This window comes from Paracoccus caeni (assembly GCF_016629665.1).
Lineage (GTDB): Bacteria > Pseudomonadota > Alphaproteobacteria > Rhodobacterales > Rhodobacteraceae > Paracoccus > Paracoccus caeni.
Map to the genome: position 1 here is coordinate 461,985 of NZ_JAEPRQ010000001.1, position 18,876 is coordinate 480,860.

The following is an 18,876-nucleotide window of genomic DNA, read 5'->3' on the forward strand; positions in this document are numbered from 1 at the left end:
TTGTGCAACCTGCCCCGATCCGCAAGATGGGGGTATGACCGATCCATCGCTTCTCATCGCTATCACCCTTGTCTTCGTCGCAGCCGGTATGGTCAAGGGCGCGCTTGGCCTTGGCCTGCCGACCATCGGCATGGGGCTGCTGGGGCTTTTCGTCTCACCGGCCACGGCGGCGGGATTGCTGCTTCTGCCTTCGTTTCTGACGAATGCCTGGCAAGCATTGGACGGGCGCGATACCGCCATGCTGCTGCGCCGGCTGTCGCCGATGCTGGCGGCGATTTTCGTCTCGACGCTTGCCTTCAGCCCGCTTCTGGCGCGCGGGGATGCGGGCATTGCCGCCTTCTGGCTGGGGGTCGCACTGGCCGCCTATGGGATCAGCGGCCTGATCAACTGGCACCCCACCTTCCCGCCAAAGGCCGAGCCATGGACCGGCATCGTCATCGGCACCGCGACCGGCCTCGTCACCGGCGCAACCGGCGTCTTCGTGCTGCCAGCGGTGCCCTATCTGACCGGCATCGGCATGCAGCGCGACCGGCTGGTGCAGGCGATGGGCATGTCCTTCACCGTCTCGACACTGGCGCTTGGCCTTGGACTGTTTCTCAACGGCGCGGTCACGGCAAGCGCAGGCTGGGGCTCGGTCGCGGCGATCCTGCCTGCGCTTCTGGGGATGAAACTGGGCGCGATGCTGCGCGCCCGGATCAGCGCCACCACCTTTCGCAGGTTGTTCTTCCTGCTGCTGATGGGTCTTGGACTGCACGCGATCCTGCGCGGCCTCGGCTGATTACCCGATACAACCGGCGGTTTGACAAACCCCACAACAGCGGTTAGAGCGCGTCCTTTGGCGCTGAACTCTCCTTATCCGGGCATGGTTTCCCGAAGACAGGACCAAGGTGCCTTTCATCAGGTGTTTGGCACCTCTGTTTCTGGCGAAGATATGATACATGACAAGATTGCCGCGCCTCTGGCTGCGGCGCTTACGGCCAAGGGCTATGACAGCCTGACCGCCGTGCAAGAGGCCGTTCTGGCAGATGATGCAACCGGCGATATGCTGGTCTCAGCCCAAACCGGGTCGGGCAAGACGGTGGCTTTTGGCCTCGCCATCGCGCCCGATCTGCTGGCTGGTGATGAAACCATGCCCGAGCCCGGCCTGCCCGTGGGCCTTGCCATTGCACCCACCCGCGAACTGGCCCTGCAAGTCGCGCGAGAGCTGGAATGGCTCTATGGCCCGGCAGGCGGTCTTGTCGCCACCTGCGTCGGCGGCATGGATTACCGCACCGAACGCCGCGCCCTGCAACGTGGCGCGAATGTCGTCGTCGGCACGCCGGGCCGCCTGCGCGACCATATCGAGCGCGGCAGCCTTGATCTGTCCTTCCTGCGCGCCGCCGTGCTGGACGAAGCCGACGAGATGCTGGATCTGGGCTTCCGCGAGGATCTGGAATTCATCCTGCAATCCGCCCCCGCCGACCGCCGCACGCTGATGTTCTCGGCCACCGTGCCCCCGGAAATCGAGGCTTTGGCCAAGGAATTCCAACGCGACGCCAAACGGATCGTGGCGCAGGGCGAATCTCGCCAGCATGGCGATATCGAATATCGCGCCCTCAGCGTCGCCGCCCGCGACCGCGAACCCGCGATCTTCAACCTGCTGCGCCTGCACGAGGCCCGCACGGCGATCATCTTCTGCAAGACCCGCGCCAATGTCAGCCACCTACTGGCCCGGATGGGCAATCGCGGCTTCCGTGCCGTGGCGTTGTCGGGCGAACTCAGCCAGCAGGAACGCACCCACGCGCTGCAATCGCTGCGCGACGGTCGCGCCCAGATCTGCGTGGCAACCGATGTCGCTGCGCGCGGCATCGACCTGCCGGGGCTGGAACTGGTGATCCATGCCGACCTGCCGACCAATTCCGAAACCCTGCTGCACCGTTCGGGCCGCACCGGGCGGGCCGGGGCGAAGGGCGTCTCGGCCATGCTGGTCATGCCGTCCGAGCGCAAGAAGGCGGAATCGCTGCTGCGCCGCGCCAAGGTGCAGGCGATCTGGGCACCGGCACCCTCGGCTGACGAGGTCCGCGCCCGTGACGACGAACGCATCCTTGAACATCCGGGCTTCCGCACTGATCTGGAAGACGACGCAGCCCTTGCCGCAACCCTGTTGGACCGCTTTGGCCCTGAAGGCGTCGCTGCGGCCTTCATCCATCTGTGGCGCGAAGGCCGTCCTGCGCCCGAAGAACTGACGCTTCTTCAGGACCGCCCGCCTTCCGAGCCCCGCGAACGCGGCGATTTCGGCAATGCGGTCTGGTTCAGCCTCTCGGTCGGTCATTCCGGTCGGGCCGAGCCGCGCTGGCTGCTGCCGAAAATCTGCGAGGCGGGCGGCATCACCCGCGATGCCATCGGCGCGATCCGCATCCGCACCGATGAAAGCTATGCCCAGATCGACGCCGCCCATGCCGACCGCTTCGGCGCGGTGATCGAACTGGAACCCGGCCTGACCATGACCCGTCTGGCCCAGGCCCCCGATCTCGACCGTCCGGCCCCCCGCCCGACCGAGCATCGCAAAGGCCCCCGCCGCGATAAACCCATGGCCGAGCGCCCGCAGCGGGCAGAACGTCCCGAGCGGCCTGAACGCCCTGAGCGTCCGCATCGCGCCGAACGGCCCGAACGCGCCGAGCGTCCGGCCTACGAAAAACCGGCCCCGCGCGCAGCGAAACCCGCGCCCGAGCCGGAGACGACGTTCCACCCCGACGAGACTGCGGCCAAGGCCCGCAAGAAGCCCCGCTGGACACCCGAGGAACGCGCAGCCAAGGCATCGCAGCCGGTGGCGACAGGTCCGGGCGAAGACCGTCCCCGCCGTCCCGGTGCGCCCAAGCCGAAATTCGGCAAACCGCCCTTCGCGGCGAAATCGGCTGATCGCAAACCCCGCGCTGGCAAGCCTTCATTCGGCAAGCCCGCCCCCAAAGGCGGCGGCAAACCGCGCCGCGGCGAAGGCCGCTAAGACCTGCGGGGTGGGTTATCAGCCCACCCTACGCCACCACCGCGCAACACCCACCGTTCGCAAGCTGTGTACACCCTGTGTACATCCGGCGCATGCGCGGTGCATAGATTGTGCAGAAAAATCCCCAGCATTTGCTGGTCCAGACACGCCGCCCATTTCTTCGTTGCAAAAATACCGGATGCAACGCCCGCACCCCGTTGCGCGGCCTGATCAACGCGCTTTCGCCAACCCCGCTTCCCGCATCTGGGTCAGCGTCTGTCGCGGCGACAATGCCTCGGGCGAGATATCCAGATCCAGCAACGCCCCGCTATCGGATGCCAAAGCCCGCTCAAACGCCGCCTCGAAATCCTCGGTCCGCTCGACCCGCTCGGCGTGGAAACCATAAGCCCTTGCCAGCGCTGAGAAATCCGGGTTGATCATCGTCGTCCCCGACACCCGCGCCGGATAGTTCCGTTCCTGATGCGCGCGGATCGTGCCGTAGATGCCGTTGTTCAAGACCAGCACGATCGGCTGCGCGCCATGCTGCATCGCGGTCGCCAACTCATTGCAATTCATCTGAAAATCGCCATCACCCGCAAAACAGACGACCGTTCGCCCCGGCTCGGCGATCTTCGCCGCTATGGCTGCGGGCAAGCCATAGCCCATCGCCCCCGATTGCGGCGCCAGCAGCCGGGCCTTCGCCCCGAAGCTGAAAAACTTGTTCGGCCAGATCGCAAAATTTCCCGCCCCATTGGTCAAAATCGCATCTTCCGGAAGCCGATTTTGCAGGAATTTCATCACCTTGCCCATATCGACCGGCGAGGGTTGGTCGGGCGCATCCAGCGATGCCTCATAGGCCCCACGCGCCGCCTTCCGCCATTCCGCCCAATCGCCGGTAACCGGACGCAGGCTTTCCGCGAACAGGTTCGGCCCTGCCTGAATCCCCAATCTGGGCTGATAAATCTTGCCGATCTCGGCATCTGATCCATGCACATGGATCAGCACCTGCGACGGCTCTGGCACCTGCATCAGCGTCCATGCATCCGTCGTCATCTCGCCAAAGCGATTGTTCACCGCCAGAACCACATCCGCCTCGGCGATCAGCTTACGCAGATGCGCCGGCATCCCCACCCCTGCCTCGCCGCAAAAGACGGGCGAGTGGTTGTCGAAGCGGTCATGAAACCGAAACACCGCCGCAACGGGAATGTCGGACGCCTCGGCGAAAGCCTGAAACGCCGTACGGCCCTGATCGCTCCAGTTGCAACCGCCGATAAGGATCAGAGGGCATTCAGCTTTGCTCAGCAATTCCAGTGCTTTGTCTATCGCTTCGGCAGGTGGTGCAGGCTCGAAAATCTCGGCAGGGCCGGTCAGCGGTGGGGTGTCGGTGAGGCTGGTCAGCATATCCTCGGGCAGCGCGATGACCACTGGGCCGGGCCGTCCGGTGGTCGCCGTCTTCCACGCGCGCGCCACGATTTCCGGGATCCGCTCGACCTGATCGATCTCGACCGCCCATTTCGCCATGCTGCCAAAGACGGCGCGGTAATCGATCTCCTGAAACGCCTCGCGCCCCTTCATATCCGTGCCGACTTGCCCGACGAAAACCAGCATCGGCGCGCTGTCCTGCATCGCCGTATGGATCCCGATCGAGGCATTCGTCACCCCCGGCCCCCGCGTCACCAGACAGATGCCGGGGCTGCCAGTCAGCTTGCCCCATGCGGCAGCCATGAAGGCAGCGCCGCCCTCGCTCCGGCACAAGATAAAGTCCAGCTTGCCCTGCGTGTCATAAAGCGCATCCAGCACCGCAAGATAGCTTTCCCCCGGAATGCCAAAGCTTTTCGTCGCGCCAAGCGCGATCAGGCTGTCCACCAGCAATTGCCCGCCATTCCGCATTCCCATCCTGCGCCTCCCTTGCATGATGTGCATATGCTGGACGATGGGACGGGGAAGGGCAATCCCGCGGCATCGGGCGTGTCAGAGGTCTGGCAGGAAACTGTCCAGTGGACAGTTTCCCAGACCGATTGACCGGAGGCGTAAGCCGCAGGGCAAGGGGCGTGCCACCACAGCGAACATTTGCAATCCGACCGCGCCTGACTGGGCTGGCGCGGCAACGCGCCTGCCAAAGGGCAGGCAGGCGCGGTCGGATTTGTCGCGGGACAAATCCGACAAAGCTCTTATGACGGGCTGAAATCCTGCTCCACCACCGATTCCATCGCCACGAAACTCGATGTCGCGCTGACATGTGGCAGCGCCGATATCTGCTGGGCCATGATCCGGCGAAACTCGGCCATGTCGCGGGACCGCACCTTCAGCAGGTAATCAAACCCGCCCGCGATCATATAGCATTCCTCGACCTCGGGGATCTTGCGAACCTCGGCATTGAATTGCTCCAACGCCTTTTGCCGCGTATCGCCCAAGCGAATCTGCATATAGGTGACATGGGTTAAGCCCAGCTTCAGCGGCGACAGGATCGCGCGGTAGCCGGTGATCAGCCCCATCTCTTCCATCTGCCTGATCCGGGCGGCCACCGGGGTCTTGGAAAGCCCGACCTTGCGCGCCAATTCACTGATCGGGATCCGGGCATTGGCGACCAATTCGGCCAGAATCTTGCGGTTGGTGGCGTCCAGTTCCTCGGTCACGTCTGAAAATCCCGCCAAAAATGTTCGAATCGCCTTCGTTTATCCCGATCTTTGGGCGCATCGTCCAGCCGTCTCGCGCTAAAATCCCGCCATCGCCTGAGCCCCCGGAGTTCGCCATGCCCTTCGATTCCCTGTCAGCCTTCACCCTCGACGCCAAATTCCGCCCCGAAGCAGATCTGCTGACCGAATTGGTGGCCGACGCCGCGTTGTCGCCGGAAACCCGCGCCCGCACCACCAAACGCGCCGCCGATCTGGTCCGCCGCATCCGCAACGAGGCAAAGCCCACGCTGATGGAGCATTTCCTGTCGGAATACGGGCTTTCCACGCGCGAGGGTGTGGCGCTGATGTGTCTGGCCGAGGCGATGCTGCGCGTCCCCGACCGCATGACCATCGACGCGCTGATCGAGGACAAGATCGCGCCGTCCGACTGGGGCAAGCATCTGGGCGAGGCATCGTCTTCGCTTGTGAACGCCTCGACCTGGGCCTTGATGCTGACCGGCAAGGTGCTGGACGACGATCAGCCGGGGATCGCGGGCACATTGCGCGGCGCGATCCGGCGGCTGGGCGAGCCGGTGATCCGCACCGCCGTTGGCCGGGCGATGAAGGAAATGGGGCGGCAATTCGTGCTGGGCGAAACCATCGTCAAGGCGCTGGACCGCGCCCGTACACGCGAGGCGCAGGGCTATACCTACAGCTACGACATGCTGGGCGAGGCGGCGATGACGCAGGCCGATGCCGACCGCTATGCCCGCGACTATGCCAACGCCATCGCAGCGATTGCAAAAGCCTGCGACAAGGGCAGCGTCGAGGCCAATCCGGGCATCTCGATCAAACTGTCCGCTTTGCATCCCCGCTACGAGGTCGCGAATGAAGATCGCGTGCTGACCGAACTGGTGCCGGTGGTTCTGGATCTGGCGCGGAAGGCCAAGGCGGCGGGCATGGGGATGAATATCGATGCCGAGGAACAGGACCGGCTGGTCATCTCGCTGAAGGTGATCGAGGCGGTGCTGTCGGACCCCTCGCTTGCCGGATGGGACGGGTTCGGCGTGGTCGTGCAGGCCTATGGCAAGCGCGCCGGGCAGGTGATCGACTGGCTTTACGCGACCGCCGCTGGGCTGGACCGGCGGATCATGGTGCGGCTGGTCAAAGGCGCCTATTGGGATACCGAGATCAAGCGCGCACAGGTCGAGGGCTTTCAGGGCTTTCCGCTGTTCACCTCGAAAACCGCCACCGATGTCAGCTATATCGCCAATGCGAAGAAGCTGATCGGCTATGCCGACCGCATCTATCCGCAATTTGCCACGCATAACGCCCAGACCGTCGCGGCAGTGCTGGAAATGGTGGGCGATATTCCGTTCGAGTTTCAGCGTCTGCATGGCATGGGTGAGCGTCTGCACGACATCGTCCTGCGCGAAACCAAAGGCCGCTGCCGGATCTACGCCCCGGTCGGCGCGCATCGCGATTTGCTGGCCTATCTGGTGCGGCGGCTGTTGGAAAACGGCGCGAACAGCAGCTTCGTCCATCAGATCGTCGATGAATCGGTCAGTCCCGAAGCCGTGGCCCGCGATCCATTCGAGGCGCTGGCGTCGGCCACGGCCCCGACCTCTTTGCTGTCGCCGGATGCGCTGTTCGGGCAGGGGCGGCAGAACTCGACCGGGTTCGACCTGACGGATGAGGAGACGCTGACCCGGATTGACGCCGCCCGTTCGGTGGCGCTGCCCGATGCCGCGCCGCTGACGGTTGGTGCGCCGGATGGGACTGCCCGGCCCGTGGTCAACCCGGCAAGCGGTGAAACCGTCGCGCAGGTGACCGAGGCATCTGCCGCGACCGTGGCGCAGGCGATTGCCGATGCGCGGGTCTGGGATGCCTCGCCCCCGGAGCGCGCGGCAGTGCTGCGCCGGGCTGCCGATCTTTACGAGGAAAACTATGGCGTGATCTTCGCGGCCCTGACGCGCGAGGCGGGCAAGATCATGTCCGACTGCGTGGGCGAACTGCGCGAGGCCGTGGATTTCCTGCGCTACTACGCCCAGCAGGGCGAGACGCGGACCGATGCGCCGCGTGGTATCATCACCGCGATCAGCCCGTGGAATTTTCCGCTGGCGATCTTCTCCGGCCAGATTGCCGCCGCGCTGATGGCGGGCAATGCCGTGCTGGCGAAACCGGCGGAACAGACCCCGGTGATCGCGGCGATTGCGGTGCGGTTGCTGCATCAGGCTGGCGTGCCGGTCTCGGCGCTGCAATTGCTGCCGGGGGATGGCGGCACGGTGGGGGCGGCGCTGACTTCGGACGCGCGGATCGGCGGCGTGGTGTTCACCGGCTCGACCGAGACGGCGAAGATCATCGCCCGCAGCATGGCTGAACATATGGAGCCCGGAACGCCGCTGATCGCCGAGACCGGCGGTCTGAACGCGATGATCGTCGATTCAACCGCGCTGCCCGAACAGGCGGTGCGCGATATCGTGGCCTCTTCGTTCCGCTCTGCCGGGCAGCGGTGTTCGGCGCTGCGTTGCCTTTATATTCAAGAGGATATCGCCCCGCATCTGACCGAGATGCTGAAAGGCGCGATGGATCAACTGGGCGTCGGCGATCCGTGGTCGCTGACGACGGATGTTGGCCCGGTCATCGACATCGAGGCGCAAGAGGGGATCGAGGATTATCTGCGCCAGAACGATACCCGTGTGCTGCACCGTCTGGACGCGCCGGTGCGGGGGCATTTCGTCACTCCGGCCTTGCTGAAGGTCAACGGCATTGCCGATCTGGAGCGCGAGATTTTCGGCCCGGTCCTGCATGTCGCGACCTACAAGGCCAAGGACATCGACAAGGTGATCGCGGCAATCAATGCGCGCGGCTTCGGGCTGACATTCGGGCTGCACACGCGGATCGATTCCCGCGTGCAAGAGGTGACGGATGCGATCCATGCGGGCAATATCTATGTGAACCGCAACCAGATCGGTGCCGTGGTCGGTAGCCAACCCTTTGGCGGCGAAGGCCTTTCGGGCACCGGCCCCAAAGCGGGCGGGCCGCTGTATTTGGCGCGGTTCTATGCGCCCGCGACTGCTGATGCGAACGGGTCCGACTGGACCGGCAAAGCCGATCAGGCGGCTTTGGCCCGGCGGATCGTGACCGCCCCGATGCGAGAGATTGAAGAGACCTTCATGCCCGGCCCGACCGGCGAATTGAATCGTCTGGCCTTCGTAACCCGCGCCCCGGTGCTGTGCCTCGGCCCCGGAGAGGCGGTGGCGCAGGCGCAAGTCGCGGCGGTCGAAGCGCTTGGCGGGCAGGCGATCTCGGCCGGCGGCAGTCTGACGGCTGGTGAATTGGGAGCGATCCCCGGACTTTCGGCGGTTTTGTGGTGGGGTGACGCCGATCAGGGCCGCGCCTATGCGGCCGCCTTGGCAGCGCGTGAGGGTGAGATCGTGCCGCTGATCACCGCCATGCCCGACCGCGCCCATGTCGCGCATGAGCGGCATCTGTGCGTGGACACGACGGCAGCCGGCGGTAACGCGGCGTTGCTTGCGGGGTAAAGGCAGGCCGCCCGCCCGTTTGGGCGGGCACCGGCCTCAGCTTTGGAAATCTACGCCTTCCGCTCCCAGATCTCAGTCTGCTCATCCTTCACCATCTGCTCGGCAGAGGCGGGGCGCACGGTGCGATAGGGTGGTGCATCGGCAAGGATCACCTCGATGATCGCATCGATCATTTCCTGCGGATCGGATTGGCGGGTCAGTTCGCGGACGGGCCAGTGTTTCACCACTCGCTCGCCCTGATCCCACCACTGATCCTGTGCCTCCATCCCGGTATCGTTGAACCCGGTCCGATAGGCCCCCGGATTGACCGTCGCGACCTGCACGCCGTAAGGCTCCAACTCGTCGCGCATGGCCGAACAGAAGCCCTCGACCGCATGTTTCGAGGCCGCATAGGCCCCATCCCAAGGCACCTTCACCAGCCCGGCGACCGACGATGTCCAGACGATCCGCCCGCTGCCGCGCTTTACCATCTGACGGGCAAAGCCCTGCGCCATTTGCAGGGCGGCGAAGACATTGGTTTCAAAGACGCGGCGGACGATCTCGATGGGCAATTCCACGACCGGCCCGGATTCCATCAGGCCCGCATTGTTGAAGAGCACATCGATCTGACGCGCGAAGGCGTTGTTGCGGTCGAATTCGTCCAGCACGTCCAGCTTGATCACTTCAAGCTCGACACCCTCGGTCTTGGCGGCGGCCCGCAGCTCGGTCACCTGTGGCCAAATATGACAGCCGGCAATGACCTTGTGCCCCTGCCGCGCCAGCCCGAAGGCCACGCCGCGCCCAAAGCCGCTGCCCGCGCCGGTGATCAGAACCGTTTTGGTCATGGCTCAGTCCTTGATCTCGGCCAGCATCGTCTCTGCCGCCAACCGCCCAAGCGCGTTCGAGGCCAGCGGGCTGTCCCCGGTCAGCAGGAAGCGATCCCGATGCACCGCGCCCGAAATATCCGTGTTCAGCACCTTCACCCCAAGACTTTCCAGCGATTCCGCCAGAAGCCAGGGCAGGCGACCCGGCATATAGCCGATCTCGATATTCGCGCCTTCATCCAGCGAATCCGGGAAAACGCAGATCTCATAGCCCTTGAACGGGTAATCCTCGGGGTCTTCATCGACCGACGGCGCTAGCAACGCAGCCGGGCCATGGCACAGCGTCACGATGAAGCGCTCATTCTCCAAAGCCCAGTTCAGCGCATCCTTTACATCAAGGCTTTCCGGCAGCCCGATCAGCGCGCCATGCCCGCCCGGCACCAGAATCGCCGCCACATCGTCCAGATCGCCCGCCAGCACATCGGCCAGCTTCTTTGGCTTCTGGAACTGCGGCAGAAGGCGGGCATAGAAATCGGTGACTGCCTTGTCCTCGCCCGGCATTGCCCAAAGCTCGAACTTCACGGAATTGCCCGACAGCGTCGTCACATCAAGGTCGAACCCCGCCTGATCCAGATGCAGCATCGGCAACAGAGTCTCGACCGGGTGATTGCCACTGGAAAAACTTTTCCCGTTCTGCATCAACACGTAACGCTCGTCCGAGGCGATCACGATCACCCGTTTGCGCGAACCCTGAAAACTTTGCGGATACTTGCCGCCATCAAAGTCGGTCTTGGGCGAGGTATATTGCGTCAGCGAATAGGGCGAGGGGAAATAGGCCTCATGCTCGGCACGGTCGGGGGTAGGGGTCCGGGTCTGGGTGCTGGCGTCGTCCATGAGAAGTTCCTCCTTGGGCAATGGTCACGCGGGAAAACCGTTGGCGGGGAAACGTCCCGCCATACCAAAAGTTCACACATAAGCCCGCCGCGCGCCACCCCGCCCGCAACCTGGACGCAGGCGGTGCAGGCCCTTAGACCTTCGGCTGCTCATGCATGGCGCAGTGGATGCCGCCGCCGACCTCGCCCAGCGGATCGATGTTCAACATGACGATCTCGCGGTCGGGATAAAGGTCGGCAAGGATCGCGGCAGCCTGTTCATCGGCGTCCTGATCTCCGAATTCCGCGGCAATCACCGCGCCATTGCAGATATAGTAATTCACGTAGGACGAGACGAAATCCGGTGTCTGAACCCGAGGTTCCCATGGCTCGGGCAGCACCACCAGTTCCAGCCGGTGACCCTTCGTATCGGTGGCGGCGGCAAGGATGTCATGCGTCTTGAAGGCGGCGACGGACCACGGATCATCGGGGTCCATCTCTTCACCCATCTGGATCACGATCTGGCCGGGGCGCACAAACCGTGCCAAGGCGTCGATGTGATAATCGGTGATATCGGCGCCAATGATGCCGGGCGCCCAGACGATCTTCTCCGCGCCCATCGTGTCCAGCAACATCCGCTCGATTTCTGCCTTGGTGCCGGGGTTTCGGTTCGGATTGATGAAGGTGCTTTCATGGGCGATCAGCGTGCCGTGACCGTCGGTTTCCACCCCGCCTGCCTCGCCGATCAGGCCCGTATCAAAGACCGGCAAACCGAGATGCTGGGCCACGCGGGCGGCGATCAGGCCGTCATTGCCATGCACCTGCTTGTTGCCCCAACCGTTGAAATTGAACTGCGTCACCGCGATCCCGCCCTTGCCGTCGATCAGGAAAGACGGCCCGGAATCGCGGCACCAAAGATCGTCGGTCGGGATGTCCCAAAGCTCGACCCCGCCGGAAACCCTTGCCCGAATATCGCGGTGATGCCGGGCTGCGGCCAGTATCACCACCGGCTCGAACTCGGCGATGGTGCTGGCGATCTCGGCAATGCTGTCCTGAAGATCGTAGAGGAAATCCGCGTCGGGATGGACTTCGCGATTGACCGGCCATTGCATGAAAGTCCGCTCATGCGGGTCGGTTTCTTCTGGATACCAGAAGCCCGCCTGACGGGCGGTCTGCCCGGCGCGCAAACCGCGCGGAGCCAGCGACAAACCACCGGCAACAGCCGCCGAGCCAATAACCACGCGCCGCGTCACCATCTGCAACCCCTTCCAAAACGCATCAGGCCAGACAGGCCGACGCGGGAACCATGACCGAAGGCCAAGGATAGTCCCGCCCGAAAACCGCCGTCCAGTGGTTCTGGAAATGAAAAAGCCCGCCATCGGGCGGGCATTCTCATCGCATTTGCGGGAAGTGCCGGGTCTAGTTGCCGCCCAACGCACCCTGCAAGGCCCGCATCAGCGCGTCATCCTCGCCCCCGCCGCCGCCTGCTGCGCCGCCGCCCTGAATCTCGGTCGGAGCGGTGACAACGCGGCCACCCTGCTGCGCCTGCTGACTGTTGGACTGGTTCATGACGCCAGCCAGCGCCGCCGCCAGCGGATCGTCGGCCGAGCCAGAGGTCACCACCTTCTGCCCGCCATCGGCACCCGACAGGATAATGCCGCTGCCATCCGGCGAGACGGTCGAAAGCGGCAGCTCTGGCAGGCCCTGATGGATATCGGTCATCACCGCTTGCCAGATTTCGGCGGGCAGACCGCCGCCGGTCACGCCTTTCAGCGGGGTGTTGTCGTCATAGCCCATCCAGACGCCGACCACGTATTGTTCGGAGAAGCCGACGAACCACGCATCACGATAGCTGCTGGTGGTGCCGGTCTTGCCCGCAATCGGGCGCGAGCCCATTTTCGCGCGCCCGCCGGTGCCGCTGTCGATCACCTGTTGCATCATGTAGATCAACTGGCCTGCTGCCCGCTGGCTGATCACCCGCTGACCCATACCGCCCGACTGACCCATCAACGGTTGCTCATCACCGCGGATGCGCAGCTCGATCAGCCCGTAAGGCGCGACCGAGGTGCCGCCGTTGCGGATGCCCGCATAGGCGCCGGTCAGTTCCATCAGCGTCGCCTCGGACGCGCCAAGGCCCAGCGAGGGGCTGGTGGTCAGGTTGCTGACGATGCCGAAATCATGCGCCACGCGGCGCACGGCATCACGGCCCACGGCCTCCTGCAGGCGGATCGTCGCGGTATTCAGCGAGTTCTTCAGCGCCGAGGTCAGCGACACCGCGCCATAGAAACGCCGGGTATAGTTTTGCGGCGACCACGGACGCCCACCCGGAATGCGGATCGTCAGCGGCCCGTCCTGCACGACGTCCGAGGGCGAATAACCCGCCTCAAGTGCCGCCGCATAGACGAAGGGCTTGAAGCTGGACCCGGTTTGCCGCTTGGCCTGAACCGCGCGGTTGAAGGCACCGTTCACGGTCGTGTCGCGACCGCCGATGATGGCACGCACTGCACCATCCGCCGACATCACCACCACCGCGGCTTCGGCCTTGCTGCCAGTATCGACCTTTTCGTCGAAAATACGCTTCACCGCACCTTCCGCCGCGCGCTGAATGCGCTGGTCGAACGTGGTGCGGATGGTCACGTCCTCGGTCGTTTCGCTGGTCAGGAAGCCCGGACCCGAATCCATCACCCAATCCGCGAAATAGCCGCCCGCGCGCGCCTCTGCCGCTTGCGACAGGCTGGCCGGATGGGCGCGCGCATCGGTAAGCTGTGCCTCGTCCAGATAGCCCTGTTCATGCATCAGCCCCAGAACCACATTGGCACGGTCACGGCTGCGCTGCAGGTTTGCGGTCGGTGCGAAACGGCTGGGCGCGACCAGAAGCCCGGCCAGCATCGCCGATTCCTGCGCATTCACCTCGGATGCCGGTTTGTTGAAATAGCGCTGGCTGGCAGCTTCAAAGCCCCGCGCGCCGCCACCCATGTAAGAGCGGTTCATGTAGATGCTAAGGATTTCGTCCTTCGAATACTTGGCCTCAAGCGCGAAGGAGAACGGCACTTCCTTGATCTTCCGCCACAGGCTGCCGACGCGGCAATCCGCCTCGAACTCGGCCTCGTTCTTCCAGCGGATCGGATCGAAGGTCTCGCCCAGACACAGCAGTTTCGACACCTGCTGCGTGATAGTCGAGCCGCCATTGCCTTCCAGCGCGCCGCGCCCTTCGGCAAGGTTGATCTTGATGGCGCTGGCAATACCGCGCGGGCTGATGCCCAGATGGCCGTAGAAACGCTTGTCCTCGGTCGCGATGACGGCCTGTTTCAGCACCGGCGCGATCTGATCGCTGCTGACCGCGCCATAGGTCTCGCCCCGCCAGGCGAACACCTTGCCCTCATGATCCAGCATGGTGACAGAGCCGCGGGCGCGGGCGTCGAACAGATCCTCGGCCTTGGGCAGGCTGATGTAATAATAGGTCGTGGCCGCTCCTAGGATCAGGAACATCACCATCGCCAGCCGCCAGGCCGAACCCCAAAGGATACGCCAGATCAGACTGACGGTGCCGACCACGGTCCGCACCACCACGTTGCCCGAACGCGGGCGCTGCTTGTGTCGCCGCACCTTGCCCGAAGTCGCGGGCTTTTCGGGTTGCGGCTGTGTGCGCTTGTCAGCAACGGGGCTGCGGCCCGTGCGCTTCGGAGTGCCGGTCGGTCGTTTCATTCCTGTGGATGCCTGTCGCTGCCCAGAGCCGGTTCACCCGGCCGAATTGGCGGCCACCTTACATCAAGAATCACGGCGAGGGAATTGGGCTGACCGAGACGTGATTTGACGTGTGGCAATTGAAAAGGGCCCGGTCGCGATGACCGGGCCCCCGATAGTGCGGAAATCCGCCTTAGTTATAGGCGTTCTCGCCATGGGTGGTCACGTCCAGACCCTGCCGCTCGTCGCTTTCGGCGACGCGCAGACCGATCACCGCCTTCACGATATGGATGGCGATGAAGGACACGACCGCCGACCAGATGATCGCGATGACCACGCCCAGTGTCTGCGCATAGACCTGGCTGCCCATCGCGAACTCGGCCACTTCGCCGGTCGAGTAGTCGAAGACACCGCCGCCGCCCAGCGAGGGTGCCGCGAATACGCCGGTCAGGATCGCGCCGATGATGCCGCCGATGCCGTGGATGCCGAAGACATCCAGACTGTCATCGATGCCGATCTTCGATTTCAGCGAGATCACGAACCACATGCAGATCAGACCCGCGACCAGACCAATGGCGATCGCGCCCATCGGGCCGACGAAGCCTGCCGCCGGGGTGATCCCGACCAGACCGGCAATCGCGCCCGAGATACCGCCCAGAAGGCTGGGATGACCACGGAAGATCCATTCGCCAAAGGACCATGCCAGCACGGCGGCAGCGGTCGCCACAGCGGTGTTGATCATCGCCAGCGCGGTCAGGCCATTGGCCTCGAGGTTGGAACCGGCGTTGAAGCCGAACCAGCCGATCCACAGCAGACAGCCACCGATCAGGGTGAAGGTCAGGTTGTGGGGTGCGATCAGCTCTTTCTTGTAACCGATGCGCGGACCGGCGACCAAGGCTGCGACCAGACCGGCGACGCCCGCATTGATGTGAATGACCGTGCCGCCTGCAAAGTCCAGCGCGCCATGGCTGAAGAGCAGACCCGAAGGCGCGTCATAGGCGCTTGGGCCGCCCCACCACCAGACCATATGGGCCATCGGGATGTAGGAGAAGAAGAACCAGATCACCACGAAGAGCAGGATGGCCGAGAATTTCAGCCGCTCTGCGGTCGCGCCGACGATCAGCGCGCTGGCGATGCAGGCGAAGGCCATCTGGAAGATCACGAAGCTCAGTTCCGGCACATAAACCCCGGTCGAGAAGGTCTCGGCCAGCGCATCGGTGCCCACACCCGACAGGAACGCCTTGCTGAAACCGCCGATATAGGGCGTCAGGAAGCCGACATCCTCGGCGCTGCCCGCGCCGGTGAAGGCCAGCGAATAGCCGAAAGCGACCCACAGGATCGCCATGATGCTGAAGATAGTCAGAACCTGCATCAGCACCGAAAGCATGTTCTTGGCCCGGACCAGACCGCCATAGAACAGCGCCAGACCCGGCAGCGTCATCATCATGACCAGAATCGCCGAAACCAGCAGCCAGGCCGTATCACCTTTGTCTGCGACCGGCGCGGCCACTTCGGCCACGGCGGTCTCGACGACCGCTGCGGCGTCCTGAGCAAAGGCAGGGGCCGCAGCAAACGCGGCCATTGCGATAAAAGGAAGTGCCCTTTTCATTCCGATATTCCCCAAAAAGGCTGCAGCCCGCCAGGCCGCCAACGCCTTTTCCATGAGCAAGTCAGACGCCCATGCACAGAGGTTGAGCATGTTTAGCGACCAATCAGATCGCGTTTGAGACATTTCGGGGCAGAAAAACCGACCTCAGCGCAATATTTAGGCAGACTGAGTTTCTGCGCCTGCACAATGGCCACACAACTTGCGCGCAAAGCCGTGATGTCCCGATCAATGGTCACAAGGCGGTCGCCCGGCGGCTGCATCACGGAAGCGAGGTAACAGAATGAAAAAGCTCCTTATGCTTGCCGCGATTCTTGCGATGACACAGGCTCTGCCGGTGTCCGCGCAAGAGGTGGTCCCTGAAGCTGCGCCGGGGGGTGTCACCCCCGAGGTGGCCTATATCTTCAACACCCTGCTGTTCCTGATCGGAGCCTTTCTGGTCATGTGGATGGCGGCAGGATTTGCGATGCTGGAAGCGGGTCTGGTCCGCTCGAAGAACGTCACAACCCAGCTTTTCAAGAATGTCGGCGTCTTCGGGATCGCCGGGATCATGTATTGGATCGTCGGCTATAACCTGATGTATCCGGGCGACTGGACCATCGGCGGCCTGATCGGAGAGCTTTTCGTCCCGAAAGGCATCGATCCCGTCGCCGCGGGCGTGACCGAGGACGGATATTCGGCCGGGTCGGACTTCATCTTCCAGCTTATGTTCTGCGCGACCACCGCCTCGATTGTTTCGGGCACCGTGGCCGAGCGGGTGCGTGTCATGCCCTTCCTGCTGTTCACCGTTGTGCTGACCGGCCTGATCTACCCGATTGAGGCAAGCTGGCAGTGGGGCGGCGGCTGGCTGTCGGAAATGGGCTTCTCGGACTTCGCAGGTTCGACGCTGGTTCACGCAACCGGGGGCTTTGCCGCGCTGGCCGGTGCCATCGTGCTTGGCGCACGCCATGGCAAGTATCGCGCCGATGGCAGCGTTCACGCCATGCCCGGCTCTAACCTCGCACTGGCGACGCTTGGCACGTTCATCCTGTGGCTGGGCTGGTTCGGCTTCAACGGCGCATCGCAGCTTGCCATCGGCTCGGTCAATGATGCCGCCGATGTCAGCCGGGTTTTCGTCAACACCAACATGGCCGCCTCTGCCGGTGTCGTCGTGGCAATCATCTGCTGCCACCTGCGCTATGGCAAGATCGACCTGACCATGGTGCTGAACGGCGCGCTGGCCGGTCTGGTCTCGATCACCGCCGAACCGCTTTACCCCTCGATCCTCGGCGCGGTTCTGATCGGCGGCGTCGGCGGTGCCATCGCGGTCTTTACCGTCCCGCTGCTGGACAAATTCAAGATCGACGACGTGGTCGGCGCGATCCCGGTTCACCTGATCGCAGGCATCTGGGGCACGCTGATCGTCCCGGCCTCGAACCCCGAGGCCAGCTACATCACCCAGTTGATCGGCATCGTCGCCATCGGTGCCTTCGTCTTCACCGCCAGCTTCATCGTCTGGACCGTCCTGAAGATGACCGTCGGTATCCGTGCCGATGAGGAGACCGAGATCAACGGCCTCGACACCAAAGAGATGGGAATGGAAGCCTACCCGGATTTCGTACAGGCATAAAATAACAGGGTCTCTTCCCGAGAGGGGGCGGGGTGCGAAAGCGCCTCGCCCCTTCCTGTTAGGGAACACGATTTTTCCAATGGCATCAAGCCTGTGTACAGTCTGTGTACGCGCTGTGCACCGACTGTGTGCGGGTTGTGAAGGGGGTCAGGCGACCCGGCTGACCACGAAATCCGCCAGTTCGGCCAGCATGTCGCGGATCGGATGCGGCGGCAATTCGTTCAGCGCCGCCTTGGCCTTCGCCGCCCAATCCAGCGCATCCGCGCGCGCCGCTTCCATCGCGCCATGCTTGGCCAGAAGCCGCAGCGCCTGCTCCAGATCGCCGTCCCTTTGATCGCCCGCCTCAATGGTCCGCGACCAGAAGGCGCGTTCCTCGGTATCGGCTTTGGCGACGGCCTTGATCACCGGAAGCGTCAGTTTTCGTTCACGAAAATCATCGCCGACATTCTTGCCGATGGTCTCGGTCGCGCCGCCGTAATCCAGCAGATCATCGACAATCTGGAAGGCAATCCCAAGCGCATCGCCATAATCGAACAGCGCCTGCACCTGCGCTTGCGGCGCACCCGCAATCACCCCGCCAACCTCGGTCGCAGCTGAAAACAGCGCGGCGGTCTTGCCGCGAACCACCTGAAGATAAACACTTTCATCCGTCCGCAGATCCTGCGCGGCGGTCAGTTGCAACACCTCGCCCTCGGCAATGGTCGCACTGGCATTCGCCAGAATCTCCAGCGTCCGCATATTCCCCGGCTCGACCATCAACTGGAAGCTGCGGGCGAACAGATAGTCGCCGACCAGAACCGAAGATTTATTGTCCCACAACAGGTTAGCCGTGGGCCGCCCGCGCCGCTGACGGCTTTCATCAACCACGTCGTCATGCAGCAAGGTCGCGGTGTGAATGAACTCGACCGTCGCCGCCAGATGCACGTGATAGGGGCCGCCATAGCCGACCATCTTCGCCGCAGCCAGCGTCAGCATCGGCCGCAACCTTTTGCCGCCAGCCTCGATCAGATGCGCTGTCACCTCGGGGATCCGGGGCGCATGCCGGCTGGACATCTTCTGCCGAATGAGGACGTTCACCGCCTCCATTTCATCCGCCAAAGCGACCGACAGGCGATCCAGCGGTTTCTGGACGTCTTGCTTCACACCCATTGCCCAACCCCGTTTCTGCGCGAACGCATTG

General features: G+C 63.8%; 12 protein-coding genes. 4 read left to right on the forward strand and 8 right to left on the reverse strand.

The annotated features are described in order from the left end of the window. Window positions 1-34: 34 nt before the first annotated feature. Both JJJ17_RS02140 and JJJ17_RS02145 read left to right on the forward strand, forming a co-directional pair. Window positions 35-778, forward strand: a complete 744-nt coding sequence (locus tag JJJ17_RS02140) for a sulfite exporter TauE/SafE family protein (protein ID WP_200683418.1) — start codon at window positions 35-37, stop codon at window positions 776-778. Window positions 779-931: 153 nt separating this feature from the next. Continuing rightward, window positions 932-2,983, forward strand: a complete 2,052-nt coding sequence (locus tag JJJ17_RS02145) for a DEAD/DEAH box helicase (RefSeq protein WP_200683419.1) — start codon at window positions 932-934, stop codon at window positions 2,981-2,983. 210 nt (window positions 2,984-3,193) lie between these two features. Here the strand turns inward: JJJ17_RS02145 and JJJ17_RS02150 are convergent, their stop codons facing one another. Both JJJ17_RS02150 and JJJ17_RS02155 read right to left on the reverse strand, forming a co-directional pair. Beyond that, complete coding sequence (locus JJJ17_RS02150; RefSeq protein WP_200684755.1) at window positions 3,194-4,852, reverse strand: thiamine pyrophosphate-binding protein; 1,659 nt, start codon at window positions 4,850-4,852, stop codon at window positions 3,194-3,196. Window positions 4,853-5,133: 281 nt separating this feature from the next. Continuing rightward, on the reverse strand, window positions 5,134-5,598 hold the full coding sequence (locus tag JJJ17_RS02155) for an Lrp/AsnC family transcriptional regulator (RefSeq protein ID WP_200683420.1): 465 nt from the start codon (window positions 5,596-5,598) through the stop codon (window positions 5,134-5,136). A gap of 116 nt (window positions 5,599-5,714) precedes the next feature. Between JJJ17_RS02155 and putA the strand changes: the two genes are divergently transcribed. Then, a complete protein-coding gene (gene putA / locus JJJ17_RS02160; protein WP_200683421.1) occupies window positions 5,715-9,122 on the forward strand; it encodes a bifunctional proline dehydrogenase/L-glutamate gamma-semialdehyde dehydrogenase PutA in 3,408 nt (1,135 codons plus the stop codon). 50 nt (window positions 9,123-9,172) lie between these two features. Here the strand turns inward: putA and JJJ17_RS02165 are convergent, their stop codons facing one another. From JJJ17_RS02165 to JJJ17_RS02185, 5 genes are all read right to left on the reverse strand, one after another. Further along, window positions 9,173-9,946, reverse strand: a complete 774-nt coding sequence (locus JJJ17_RS02165) for an SDR family oxidoreductase (RefSeq protein ID WP_200683422.1) — start codon at window positions 9,944-9,946, stop codon at window positions 9,173-9,175. Window positions 9,947-9,949: 3 nt separating this feature from the next. Further along, entirely contained in the window at window positions 9,950-10,819 is an 870-nt protein-coding gene (gene hchA / locus JJJ17_RS02170; RefSeq protein ID WP_200683423.1) for a glyoxalase III HchA, read from the reverse strand. Between the two features lie 133 nt (window positions 10,820-10,952). Then, window positions 10,953-12,053: an agmatine deiminase family protein gene (locus JJJ17_RS02175; RefSeq protein WP_200683424.1), complete on the reverse strand. Its 1,101-nt coding sequence runs from the start codon at window positions 12,051-12,053 to the stop codon at window positions 10,953-10,955. Window positions 12,054-12,216: 163 nt separating this feature from the next. Further along, the gene (locus JJJ17_RS02180; protein WP_200683425.1) at window positions 12,217-14,502 is read right to left on the reverse strand and encodes a transglycosylase domain-containing protein; all 2,286 of its coding nucleotides are present in this window, start codon (window positions 14,500-14,502) and stop codon (window positions 12,217-12,219) included. A 172-nt stretch (window positions 14,503-14,674) separates the two neighbouring features. Continuing rightward, window positions 14,675-16,090, reverse strand: a complete 1,416-nt coding sequence (locus JJJ17_RS02185; protein ID WP_200683426.1) for an ammonium transporter — start codon at window positions 16,088-16,090, stop codon at window positions 14,675-14,677. Between the two features lie 280 nt (window positions 16,091-16,370). Here JJJ17_RS02185 and JJJ17_RS02190 point away from each other — a divergent pair, with 280 nt between their 5' ends. After that, window positions 16,371-17,696, forward strand: coding sequence for an ammonium transporter (locus JJJ17_RS02190; protein WP_200683427.1), 1,326 nt, complete (start codon window positions 16,371-16,373; stop codon window positions 17,694-17,696). 147 nt (window positions 17,697-17,843) lie between these two features. Here JJJ17_RS02190 and JJJ17_RS02195 read toward each other — a convergent pair whose 3' ends face one another. Continuing rightward, a complete protein-coding gene (locus tag JJJ17_RS02195) occupies window positions 17,844-18,845 on the reverse strand; it encodes a polyprenyl synthetase family protein (protein ID WP_200683428.1) in 1,002 nt (333 codons plus the stop codon). Window positions 18,846-18,876: the final 31 nt, after the last annotated feature.

Coding starts and splice junctions, on each gene's coding strand:
- JJJ17_RS02140 (WP_200683418.1), top strand. CDS start 35: ATGACCGATCCATCGCTTCTCATCGCTATCACCCTTGTCTTCGTCGCA.
- JJJ17_RS02145 (WP_200683419.1), top strand. CDS start 932: ATGATACATGACAAGATTGCCGCGCCTCTGGCTGCGGCGCTTACGGCC.
- JJJ17_RS02180 (WP_200683425.1), bottom strand. CDS start 14,502: ATGAAACGACCGACCGGCACTCCGAAGCGCACGGGCCGCAGCCCCGTT.
- JJJ17_RS02190 (WP_200683427.1), top strand. CDS start 16,371: ATGAAAAAGCTCCTTATGCTTGCCGCGATTCTTGCGATGACACAGGCT.
- JJJ17_RS02185 (WP_200683426.1), bottom strand. CDS start 16,090: ATGAAAAGGGCACTTCCTTTTATCGCAATGGCCGCGTTTGCTGCGGCC.
- hchA (WP_200683423.1), bottom strand. CDS start 10,819: ATGGACGACGCCAGCACCCAGACCCGGACCCCTACCCCCGACCGTGCC.
- JJJ17_RS02195 (WP_200683428.1), bottom strand. CDS start 18,845: ATGGGTGTGAAGCAAGACGTCCAGAAACCGCTGGATCGCCTGTCGGTC.
- JJJ17_RS02150 (WP_200684755.1), bottom strand. CDS start 4,852: ATGCGGAATGGCGGGCAATTGCTGGTGGACAGCCTGATCGCGCTTGGC.
- JJJ17_RS02175 (WP_200683424.1), bottom strand. CDS start 12,053: ATGGTGACGCGGCGCGTGGTTATTGGCTCGGCGGCTGTTGCCGGTGGT.
- JJJ17_RS02165 (WP_200683422.1), bottom strand. CDS start 9,946: ATGACCAAAACGGTTCTGATCACCGGCGCGGGCAGCGGCTTTGGGCGC.
- putA (WP_200683421.1), top strand. CDS start 5,715: ATGCCCTTCGATTCCCTGTCAGCCTTCACCCTCGACGCCAAATTCCGC.